We start from the raw sequence: 10,554 nt of genomic DNA, 5'->3' as shown, positions 1-10,554 counted from the left end.
GTTCTTTTCCTGCTGGTAGTCGAAGAAATTCTGCAACTCGCTGGGCGGCACCTTGCCATCCGGCTTGATGACGATCAACGTGCGCGGGCCACCGAGCTTGAGTTCATCCAGCCGGGGCAGTACCTGCACGTCCTGATAGGCGATCTTGCTGATCGGCGCAAGGATGCCTGCGAGTCGATTGATGAGTGCCTGATCGACCTTGGGTTGCGGAACTTCCTTGGCATTGCGCTCGATTTGGCGCGACAGGTTCTCGGTTTCCTTGATGAAGAAACGCTGCTCTTCACGGTGCAGATACCACGCCGATTCACGCAGACGCTGCAAGGCCTGAAGGAACTCATCGGGTTTGCGTTGTGGCGCGGCCAGGAACTCGATCAGCTCGCTTTCGGACAGGCCGATCCGCCCACCCACAGCGCGCGACAGGCTGGATGACAGCAGCAAGGTCATGAGCTGTTGCGCGGCATCGCCTGCCAGTTCAACGTCGATGTGCTCGGCGATGGCGTTGCCCGCGTCGGCTATGTCGCGCGTCACGGCGGGCATCAGCTTGGGTGCAATGCGCTCGATCTCATCCTTGACTTGTTCGTCGTTCAAGTTCAGATGCTGCGTGCCGATGAGGAAGACGTCGTCGGCTTCGCGCTCGTCCACACTTTTGAGCAAGCGTGCGGTGAACTGCATCAAACCACGGGTTTGTCGGAAGCCTTCGTTCTCTTTGAATAGCGCGACAAGGTGCTTGAAGGAGGGATGGAAGGGATAGGTTTCCCGCACTTGCTCGGAAATCTGCTCGATGCTGCTGGCTACGATATAGCCGCCGTCCTCGGCCTTCTTGATCTGCTGTGCGTACTCCTCGGCAATGTCAGCGATGACACGCTCGTCCGGCAGTTCGTCGATGAGGCGCTTCTTGAGAATTTCGTAGATTTCGTTGCCCGCCAGTTGCACTGGCGTGATGGTCATCGCTTGACGGCGGGTTTCCTGCTGTAGATTGGAGATAGCGTCGGCCAGTGCCTTGGTCTGGGCTTTGTAGCTGCCCGAGAGGTTGGCGACCACGATGGCGCAGTTGGGCAGTTCCAACGCAGCGCTCATCAGGCTGGAAAGGCTGTAGACCGCCATATTCGCTAANCCACGCCGATTCACGCAGACGCTGCAAGGCCTGAAGGAACTCATCGGGTTTGCGTTGTGGCGCGGCCAGGAACTCGATCAGCTCGCTTTCGGACAGGCCGATCCGCCCACCCACAGCGCGCGACAGGCTGGATGACAGCAGCAAGGTCATGAGCTGTTGCGCGGCATCGCCTGCCAGTTCAACGTCGATGTGCTCGGCGATGGCGTTGCCCGCGTCGGCTATGTCGCGCGTCACGGCGGGCATCAGCTTGGGTGCAATGCGCTCGATCTCATCCTTGACTTGTTCGTCGTTCAAGTTCAGATGCTGCGTGCCGATGAGGAAGACGTCGTCGGCTTCGCGCTCGTCCACACTTTTGAGCAAGCGTGCGGTGAACTGCATCAAACCACGGGTTTGTCGGAAGCCTTCGTTCTCTTTGAATAGCGCGACAAGGTGCTTGAAGGAGGGATGGAAGGGATAGGTTTCCCGCACTTGCTCGGAAATCTGCTCGATGCTGCTGGCTACGATATAGCCGCCGTCCTCGGCCTTCTTGATCTGCTGTGCGTACTCCTCGGCAATGTCAGCGATGACACGCTCGTCCGGCAGTTCGTCGATGAGGCGCTTCTTGAGAATTTCGTAGATTTCGTTGCCCGCCAGTTGCACTGGCGTGATGGTCATCGCTTGACGGCGGGTTTCCTGCTGTAGATTGGAGATAGCGTCGGCCAGTGCCTTGGTCTGGGCTTTGTAGCTGCCCGAGAGGTTGGCGACCACGATGGCGCAGTTGGGCAGTTCCAACGCAGCGCTCATCAGGCTGGAAAGGCTGTAGACCGCCATATTCGCTAACGTGCCTTGGCCGAACACCTGCGTGCTGGCGTTGTCGAGATAAGGCGGCAGTTCGTCGAGCAGGATCAGGGTTGGCTCGTCGCCAATGATCTCCTTCCATTGGCGCTGATCGACGGCTTTGGGGCCGTTCGCCCAATACGGCTTGATGGCTTCCGCCGCCCCGAGCTGGGTGGCGATTTCGCCCCAAATGAAGTTGTCAGGGTTGTTTCGGCCGTTAAACGCGGCAATGCGCGCTTGCCCAAAATCGACGCGTGAAGCCAAGTCCGCAGGCAGAACGTTTTTACGCAGATGCGCGTGGCGCGCCAACAGCCCCAGCGCGATCATCATGTGCGTTTTACCGCCGCCCATCGCCTGAGTCAGTTCAAACACCGCTTGATCTGACTTGCCGGAGAGGCGCAGCAGACCTTCGCGGAAAAGCTGATCCATGCCATGGGTGACGAAGTTGCGCGAGAAGAATTCGCTGCCGTCGCCTGCGTCATTGATGAGGTCCGCGAGGTTCTCGATCCCTTGGCTCATCCGGTAGTCGCGGATGATGGGATTAAACCGGCAGGCTTGCTTGACCGTCTTGATCATGAACGCGCTCCAATGTTGTTCTTGGTTTCCTCGGAGGGCGGGATCTCAATATCGTGCTGCTCACAGTAGCCCCGAATCAAAACCTCGACCATGTTCGCAATGGATCGATGCTCGGCATTCGCTGCGGTGCGAAGCGCCTCCTTGAGGCCAGGATCAATCCGGAAGGTCAGCGTAGCGGTCTTGCTTACGGACATAGCCTCTCCATTGGACACTGCAAATGTACTGCATTGTACAGTAAGGACCGCTGTAGTCATAGCCTGATACAGGTGCGTCGAGCGTTGCGAAACATCATTTGGAAGGCAGGTTTGCTCCGCTATTCCAAACGCATCACCTATCTGCCGAGATAAATAGAGGTAACTTGCAAGCGCTCGTGGCCCAGCTCGCGGCTGATCGCCTGTCGCACCTCAACATCTATGGTTTGCTGGGTGTCGCTTAATTCCCCGGACGAAGGCCCTCCCGCTGAGGGAGCTTTCCAGCCCGTGAGAGCTTCGTATCGACTTTGGGCGTATTGATGCCGCAGCCCGTGCATACTGCTCAGACCCGCCGCCTTGCACTGCCCATCGTAGACGTGCCGCTGCCGGATGTAGGTTTTGTTTGCCGGGATCAGTGATCCTGTGCCCGCCAGGCGGTGTGCTGCGTGAAGCGCGTCGCGTTGCTCTGTCGTGGTGATGGGCACAGTTCGCTCCCGACCGCCCTTGGTCCACGATCCCTTGAGGGCGATGTGGTCGCCCCGATCCGCGTAACTGGGCTGGAACTTGATCGCTTCCTCCCGACGTAATCCGAAGGCGGCCTGTAGCTGAAGGCTCATGCGTACGTGCGCGTCGGTGACCTGTTCAAGACCTGTGCCCAGTTCTTGGGCCTTGCTGATGTTGGTCACATAGCGGCGCTCGGCCACGCCGAGTTGCGTGTTGTCCGCCGGCAGAATGCCGGCCTTGCCGATCTTCTCGGCCCACCAGCGCAAGTGAGAGAGCCGATTCTTGATGGTGCCCGACGACAAACCTTCCGCTTGCCAGCGATCCAGCAGTGCCTGGACGTGCTTGCCCTTGAGCGATGATGCCTTCATCTGCCGGAAACCGGCCTCGCGTAGTTGCCGCGCGGCCAGCGACAGCGAACGCACCCGGTCGGCCTGTGTGTTGTAGCTGCCGTCACGGTTGCGCTGGCATAGCTGCCGCAGGGTGTAGGTCAAGTCGTCCATCTTCCGGCCTCCGAGCAAAGCGCCGTACTGCGTTGTCCTGAAACTCAATGGTTAGTGTTGGTGCCAACTCGCCAAGGCGAGATCCCGTGAGGGCAAGGGCATGGTGTTCAGGAAACACCAGAGCCTCGAATGAGGCGTCCGTCTTGCCCCCTGTTGGAAGCCTGGACGGAGGTACTACAAGACGAAAGTGATGCGAATGTGGACGAGTCCTCCTATGAAGTGAGTGGGATGAGAAATGCAGCGGGAACCCTGTGCATTGCGCACAGGCAATTGCCGCAAAGGACAGTGCGCCAGACGGCGCGGTAGGGATGAGTTCAAACAGACGAAGAAGGCTCCGCCCTGGGTAGGGCCGGTATGCGATCGGAGCCTGGGCATACCTGGGGTGGTTCCGCCCTGACGGGCCAGCGCTTGCGGGAACCTGCGCTGTTAGGGGTGCCGATGTACGAAGCCCATCGGTCTTGGCAACTGCCCGGTCAGTGTAGGGCGGCCATCATCATGTCTGCCGCACGCAATAGGATTCGGCATTCGCCCGCATTGTTGCTGGCGTGTGCGGGGCCGTCACTGCGGCTGGCAGTGACGGCCCATTTCGCGGCAGCATTTACTACGCAGGATGCGGCTGCCATCCCCTGGTCTGCATTGCCTGCGCTGCAATGGCCCCAGCGTTCGTCGAGGCGTTCAGCATCTTGCGGATATTGGCGATGTGCGCCAGGGCGGTTTCACGCGATGCCGGTTGCGCAGTCGGTACTGGGTGGTCTTCGGTGCGTGGCGCACCAGCAGGCCAATTCTCTGCAGCCCGTGGGGCGGCAGAAGTCTCCTTGCGTCCTGCCCACAAGCGGAACTCACCCGCAAATACGCGCTTCACCAAGGCGAAGAAGTAGGCCACAACGTTGCGCACGGTGCCGCTCTGGCTGCGTGCCTGCAACTCGTCGAGTACTTCCTGGCGATGCTNTCATCATGTGCGTTTTACCGCCGCCCATCGCCTGAGTCAGTTCAAACACCGCTTGATCTGACTTGCCGGAGAGGCGCAGCAGACCTTCGCGGAAAAGCTGATCCATGCCATGGGTGACGAAGTTGCGCGAGAAGAATTCGCTGCCGTCGCCTGCGTCATTGATGAGGTCCGCGAGGTTCTCGATCCCTTGGCTCATCCGGTAGTCGCGGATGATGGGATTAAACCGGCAGGCTTGCTTGACCGTCTTGATCATGAACGCGCTCCAATGTTGTTCTTGGTTTCCTCGGAGGGCGGGATCTCAATATCGTGCTGCTCACAGTAGCCCCGAATCAAAACCTCGACCATGTTCGCAATGGATCGATGCTCGGCATTCGCTGCGGTGCGAAGCGCCTCCTTGAGGCCAGGATCAATCCGGAAGGTCAGCGTAGCGGTCTTGCTTACGGACATAGCCTCTCCATTGGACACTGCAAATGTACTGCATTGTACAGTAAGGACCGCTGTAGTCATAGCCTGATACAGGTGCGTCGAGCGTTGCGAAACATCATTTGGAAGGCAGGTTTGCTCCGCTATTCCAAACGCATCACCTATCTGCCGAGATAAATAGAGGTAACTTGCAAGCGCTCGTGGCCCAGCTCGCGGCTGATCGCCTGTCGCACCTCAACATCTATGGTTTGCTGGGTGTCGCTTAATTCCCCGGACGAAGGCCCTCCCGCTGAGGGAGCTTTCCAGCCCGTGAGAGCTTCGTATCGACTTTGGGCGTATTGATGCCGCAGCCCGTGCATACTGCTCAGACCCGCCGCCTTGCACTGCCCATCGTAGACGTGCCGCTGCCGGATGTAGGTTTTGTTTGCCGGGATCAGTGATCCTGTGCCCGCCAGGCGGTGTGCTGCGTGAAGCGCGTCGCGTTGCTCTGTCGTGGTGATGGGCACAGTTCGCTCCCGACCGCCCTTGGTCCACGATCCCTTGAGGGCGATGTGGTCGCCCCGATCCGCGTAACTGGGCTGGAACTTGATCGCTTCCTCCCGACGTAATCCGAAGGCGGCCTGTAGCTGAAGGCTCATGCGTACGTGCGCGTCGGTGACCTGTTCAAGACCTGTGCCCAGTTCTTGGGCCTTGCTGATGTTGGTCACATAGCGGCGCTCGGCCACGCCGAGTTGCGTGTTGTCCGCCGGCAGAATGCCGGCCTTGCCGATCTTCTCGGCCCACCAGCGCAAGTGAGAGAGCCGATTCTTGATGGTGCCCGACGACAAACCTTCCGCTTGCCAGCGATCCAGCAGTGCCTGGACGTGCTTGCCCTTGAGCGATGATGCCTTCATCTGCCGGAAACCGGCCTCGCGTAGTTGCCGCGCGGCCAGCGACAGCGAACGCACCCGGTCGGCCTGTGTGTTGTAGCTGCCGTCACGGTTGCGCTGGCATAGCTGCCGCAGGGTGTAGGTCAAGTCGTCCATCTTCCGGCCTCCGAGCAAAGCGCCGTACTGCGTTGTCCTGAAACTCAATGGTTAGTGTTGGTGCCAACTCGCCAAGGCGAGATCCCGTGAGGGCAAGGGCATGGTGTTCAGGAAACACCAGAGCCTCGAATGAGGCGTCCGTCTTGCCCCCTGTTGGAAGCCTGGACGGAGGTACTACAAGACGAAAGTGATGCGAATGTGGACGAGTCCTCCTATGAAGTGAGTGGGATGAGAAATGCAGCGGGAACCCTGTGCATTGCGCACAGGCAATTGCCGCAAAGGACAGTGCGCCAGACGGCGCGGTAGGGATGAGTTCAAACAGACGAAGAAGGCTCCGCCCTGGGTAGGGCCGGTATGCGATCGGAGCCTGGGCATACCTGGGGTGGTTCCGCCCTGACGGGCCAGCGCTTGCGGGAACCTGCGCTGTTAGGGGTGCCGATGTACGAAGCCCATCGGTCTTGGCAACTGCCCGGTCAGTGTAGGGCGGCCATCATCATGTCTGCCGCACGCAATAGGATTCGGCATTCGCCCGCATTGTTGCTGGCGTGTGCGGGGCCGTCACTGCGGCTGGCAGTGACGGCCCATTTCGCGGCAGCATTTACTACGCAGGATGCGGCTGCCATCCCCTGGTCTGCATTGCCTGCGCTGCAATGGCCCCAGCGTTCGTCGAGGCGTTCAGCATCTTGCGGATATTGGCGATGTGCGCCAGGGCGGTTTCACGCGATGCCGGTTGCGCAGTCGGTACTGGGTGGTCTTCGGTGCGTGGCGCACCAGCAGGCCAATTCTCTGCAGCCCGTGGGGCGGCAGAAGTCTCCTTGCGTCCTGCCCACAAGCGGAACTCACCCGCAAATACGCGCTTCACCAAGGCGAAGAAGTAGGCCACAACGTTGCGCACGGTGCCGCTCTGGCTGCGTGCCTGCAACTCGTCGAGTACTTCCTGGCGATGCTGCGGCGGCAGCCGCCGCAAGGCAGCCTGCACGTCCTTTTGCTGATCTGCCTGGGCATTGCTCAGGCAAGGCGGCAAGCTCACCGACTGAGATGCCGGATCGCAGTCGCCTTCGCGCACGCGGTACGTACGTTCTTTTTTATACATATACGTCTTATACGTACTGCCCTGCTCAGCCGTCATGTGGCAGGCGTGTTCGGTCTGTTGCGGAACAGGCGTGCTGCCAGCGGAATCGCCAGGCAATGGCCGTGGGGCGGCTGCCTGGTTCGCCTGTGACGGCGGCGTCGGGGGCAAATCATCGTCCTCGTCGCGCTGATCGTGGGCCGCAATGGAAGCGGCTTCAGGTGCCTGCGCCAACGTTGCCTGAATGTGGACGGCCACCCGATCCACCTGGCTGTTTTCGTGGCCGATAGAGGCTTGCAGAAGCGCGGACAGACTGGCATCGAGCGCGCAGGCCTGCTGGAAATGCTGGGCGCTTTCGTGAACCTGATATAGCTCGCTGAGCACATGGCCGGTTAGAGGATCGCGGTGCTGGCCTACCAAGCTGATCCAGCCTGTCAGCCGAAGCACAACGAGGACGCGCCGGGCCGTCTCGTAGCCGGCCCTCTGCCCCAGCGGGGTGGAAGTGAGATAGCGGCGCAACTGCCCCAGATTCGCCAGCGGGCTGATGCCCTCGGCAGAGCGCAGCATGCGCAGCACCTGCCAGCCATTGCGCTCCAGCGGCGTGAGACGTGCATCCAGCATGAGCGAGGCCGGCGTAGTGAACAGGGCGTCTTGCCCCAGCGGGTTGTGGGCGGTGTGATGGTCTGCCATGAGAGTTCTCCAAGGTCTGGGCCACAGCGGCCCGTTCCCCTGCATCTCATCGCGTACCGCTCCATGCGTCAGCTAACAATGCGGTCTGCGCCATACCCGTTTTATCCGGCAGGCGCAGCGCTGGCACCCGCATCCAGACTGATCTATCATCCCGATACCCCTATGGGGGTACAACTGGGGGTACTTCCAGCGATTCCCGCAAAGGCCGTGGCCCGATTTCCCCGCGAAATCTAGCATTCACGGCCCTTTGCCAACCGATCAACGTTTAAACGTGTGATCAACGTCTGACCGAATCCCCAACGCAGACGTTGCGGGCCAGGACCTCAACGGAAACCACCGTTTCCCTACCCCCCATCCGAAGCCCGCAACTCTTCAAACAACCAATCCTTGAATCGCACGATCTTCTCCGCCCGGCGCTCGTTGATCCGTTGCGAGAAAAAATGCGTTTCACGCAGAATCCGCTCGAACTCGTTGCGGCCGGCCTCGACCAGTTCGCCGCGGGCCAGTTCGCGTTCGGCGAAGCGGGTCGTCTCCAGGATGACGCCCATGCCGTCCACCGCCGCGGATACCGACAATGCGCCGCGGTCGAAGGACGGCCGGTTGCGCTGCGGCAGGTTCAGTCCGTTCAGTGAAAACCAGTCGTGCCAGCTGACCTGGCTCAAGGATGAATCGATGAGCGGCAGTTCGGTCATGAGCTGCCGCCAGTTGCGCCTGCGGCCCTTGAGCGAGGGCGCGCACATCGGCACGATGGTCTCGCATCCCAGGGGCGTGATTTCGATGCCGGGACGCTGCAGCGCCACGCCATAAGAGATTGCGATGTCCAGCTCGCGGGCCTGCGTCAGGTCCATGGGTTCGGCGCCGCTGGACAGGCGGATCGTAATGTCGGGGTTGTCGGTCATGAAGCCCGGCAGGCGCGGCCCCAGCCANTGTTCGCAATGGATCGATGCTCGGCATTCGCTGCGGTGCGAAGCGCCTCCTTGAGGCCAGGATCAATCCGGAAGGTCAGCGTAGCGGTCTTGCTTACGGACATAGCCTCTCCATTGGACACTGCAAATGTACTGCATTGTACAGTAAGGACCGCTGTAGTCATAGCCTGATACAGGTGCGTCGAGCGTTGCGAAACATCATTTGGAAGGCAGGTTTGCTCCGCTATTCCAAACGCATCACCTATCTGCCGAGATAAATAGAGGTAACTTGCAAGCGCTCGTGGCCCAGCTCGCGGCTGATCGCCTGTCGCACCTCAACATCTATGGTTTGCTGGGTGTCGCTTAATTCCCCGGACGAAGGCCCTCCCGCTGAGGGAGCTTTCCAGCCCGTGAGAGCTTCGTATCGACTTTGGGCGTATTGATGCCGCAGCCCGTGCATACTGCTCAGACCCGCCGCCTTGCACTGCCCATCGTAGACGTGCCGCTGCCGGATGTAGGTTTTGTTTGCCGGGATCAGTGATCCTGTGCCCGCCAGGCGGTGTGCTGCGTGAAGCGCGTCGCGTTGCTCTGTCGTGGTGATGGGCACAGTTCGCTCCCGACCGCCCTTGGTCCACGATCCCTTGAGGGCGATGTGGTCGCCCCGATCCGCGTAACTGGGCTGGAACTTGATCGCTTCCTCCCGACGTAATCCGAAGGCGGCCTGTAGCTGAAGGCTCATGCGTACGTGCGCGTCGGTGACCTGTTCAAGACCTGTGCCCAGTTCTTGGGCCTTGCTGATGTTGGTCACATAGCGGCGCTCGGCCACGCCGAGTTGCGTGTTGTCCGCCGGCAGAATGCCGGCCTTGCCGATCTTCTCGGCCCACCAGCGCAAGTGAGAGAGCCGATTCTTGATGGTGCCCGACGACAAACCTTCCGCTTGCCAGCGATCCAGCAGTGCCTGGACGTGCTTGCCCTTGAGCGATGATGCCTTCATCTGCCGGAAACCGGCCTCGCGTAGTTGCCGCGCGGCCAGCGACAGCGAACGCACCCGGTCGGCCTGTGTGTTGTAGCTGCCGTCACGGTTGCGCTGGCATAGCTGCCGCAGGGTGTAGGTCAAGTCGTCCATCTTCCGGCCTCCGAGCAAAGCGCCGTACTGCGTTGTCCTGAAACTCAATGGTTAGTGTTGGTGCCAACTCGCCAAGGCGAGATCCCGTGAGGGCAAGGGCATGGTGTTCAGGAAACACCAGAGCCTCGAATGAGGCGTCCGTCTTGCCCCCTGTTGGAAGCCTGGACGGAGGTACTACAAGACGAAAGTGATGCGAATGTGGACGAGTCCTCCTATGAAGTGAGTGGGATGAGAAATGCAGCGGGAACCCTGTGCATTGCGCACAGGCAATTGCCGCAAAGGACAGTGCGCCAGACGGCGCGGTAGGGATGAGTTCAAACAGACGAAGAAGGCTCCGCCCTGGGTAGGGCCGGTATGCGATCGGAGCCTGGGCATACCTGGGGTGGTTCCGCCCTGACGGGCCAGCGCTTGCGGGAACCTGCGCTGTTAGGGGTGCCGATGTACGAAGCCCATCGGTCTTGGCAACTGCCCGGTCAGTGTAGGGCGGCCATCATCATGTCTGCCGCACGCAATAGGATTCGGCATTCGCCCGCATTGTTGCTGGCGTGTGCGGGGCCGTCACTGCGGCTGGCAGTGACGGCCCATTTCGCGGCAGCATTTACTACGCAGGATGCGGCTGCCATCCCCTGGTCTGCATTGCCTGCGCTGCAATGGCCCCAGCGTTCG

General features: G+C 60.5%; 7 protein-coding genes and 3 pseudogenes. All 10 read right to left on the bottom strand.

Features of this window, described 5'->3' with window-relative positions:
- Nucleotides 1-1,113 (bottom strand): annotated as a pseudogene (locus C1I89_RS17900) (DUF499 domain-containing protein); the annotation flags it as partial.
- A gap of 1 nt (nt 1,114) precedes the next feature.
- A pseudogene (locus tag C1I89_RS35915) lies at nt 1,115-2,506 on the bottom strand (DUF499 domain-containing protein); the annotation flags it as partial.
- Entirely contained in the window at nt 2,503-2,700 is a 198-nt protein-coding gene (locus C1I89_RS17890) for a hypothetical protein (RefSeq protein ID WP_102773982.1), read from the bottom strand. The gene C1I89_RS17890 and the pseudogene C1I89_RS35915, both read right to left, overlap by 4 nt.
- Nucleotides 2,701-2,837: 137 nt before the next feature.
- Nucleotides 2,838-3,701 (bottom strand): integrase domain-containing protein, encoded by an 864-nt coding sequence (locus C1I89_RS17885; protein ID WP_102774176.1) that lies wholly within the window; start codon nt 3,699-3,701, stop codon nt 2,838-2,840.
- A 944-nt stretch (nt 3,702-4,645) separates the two neighbouring features.
- A pseudogene (locus tag C1I89_RS35910) lies at nt 4,646-4,903 on the bottom strand (hypothetical protein); the annotation flags it as partial.
- Nucleotides 4,900-5,097, bottom strand: a complete 198-nt coding sequence (locus C1I89_RS17870) for a hypothetical protein (protein WP_102773982.1) — start codon at nt 5,095-5,097, stop codon at nt 4,900-4,902. The gene C1I89_RS17870 and the pseudogene C1I89_RS35910, both read right to left, overlap by 4 nt.
- Before the next feature lie 137 nt (nt 5,098-5,234).
- The gene (locus tag C1I89_RS17865) at nt 5,235-6,098 is read right to left on the bottom strand and encodes an integrase domain-containing protein (RefSeq protein ID WP_102774176.1); all 864 of its coding nucleotides are present in this window, start codon (nt 6,096-6,098) and stop codon (nt 5,235-5,237) included.
- Nucleotides 6,099-6,699: 601 nt separating this feature from the next.
- The gene (locus tag C1I89_RS17860) at nt 6,700-7,857 is read right to left on the bottom strand and encodes an STY4528 family pathogenicity island replication protein (protein ID WP_181390980.1); all 1,158 of its coding nucleotides are present in this window, start codon (nt 7,855-7,857) and stop codon (nt 6,700-6,702) included.
- A 344-nt stretch (nt 7,858-8,201) separates the two neighbouring features.
- The gene (locus C1I89_RS17855; RefSeq protein WP_102773980.1) at nt 8,202-8,756 is read right to left on the bottom strand and encodes a LysR substrate-binding domain-containing protein; all 555 of its coding nucleotides are present in this window, start codon (nt 8,754-8,756) and stop codon (nt 8,202-8,204) included.
- A 268-nt stretch (nt 8,757-9,024) separates the two neighbouring features.
- The gene (locus C1I89_RS17850; RefSeq protein WP_102774176.1) at nt 9,025-9,888 is read right to left on the bottom strand and encodes an integrase domain-containing protein; all 864 of its coding nucleotides are present in this window, start codon (nt 9,886-9,888) and stop codon (nt 9,025-9,027) included.
- Nucleotides 9,889-10,554: the final 666 nt, after the last annotated feature.

This window comes from Achromobacter pulmonis, from assembly GCF_002885955.2.
GTDB classification, from domain to species: domain Bacteria; phylum Pseudomonadota; class Gammaproteobacteria; order Burkholderiales; family Burkholderiaceae_B; genus Achromobacter; species Achromobacter pulmonis_A.
Note: the sequence above shows the minus strand (reverse complement) of the source record. Positions and strands in the feature narration are given on the sequence as shown.

Bases quoted from the DNA above. Each gene is read 5' to 3' on its own strand.
- C1I89_RS17890 (WP_102773982.1), bottom strand. From the start codon at position 2,700: ATGTCCGTAAGCAAGACCGCTACGCTGACCTTCCGGATTGATCCTGGC.
- C1I89_RS17885 (WP_102774176.1), bottom strand. From the start codon at position 3,701: ATGGACGACTTGACCTACACCCTGCGGCAGCTATGCCAGCGCAACCGT.
- C1I89_RS17870 (WP_102773982.1), bottom strand. From the start codon at position 5,097: ATGTCCGTAAGCAAGACCGCTACGCTGACCTTCCGGATTGATCCTGGC.
- C1I89_RS17865 (WP_102774176.1), bottom strand. From the start codon at position 6,098: ATGGACGACTTGACCTACACCCTGCGGCAGCTATGCCAGCGCAACCGT.
- C1I89_RS17860 (WP_181390980.1), bottom strand. From the start codon at position 7,857: ATGGCAGACCATCACACCGCCCACAACCCGCTGGGGCAAGACGCCCTG.
- C1I89_RS17855 (WP_102773980.1), bottom strand. From the start codon at position 8,756: ATGACCGACAACCCCGACATTACGATCCGCCTGTCCAGCGGCGCCGAA.
- C1I89_RS17850 (WP_102774176.1), bottom strand. From the start codon at position 9,888: ATGGACGACTTGACCTACACCCTGCGGCAGCTATGCCAGCGCAACCGT.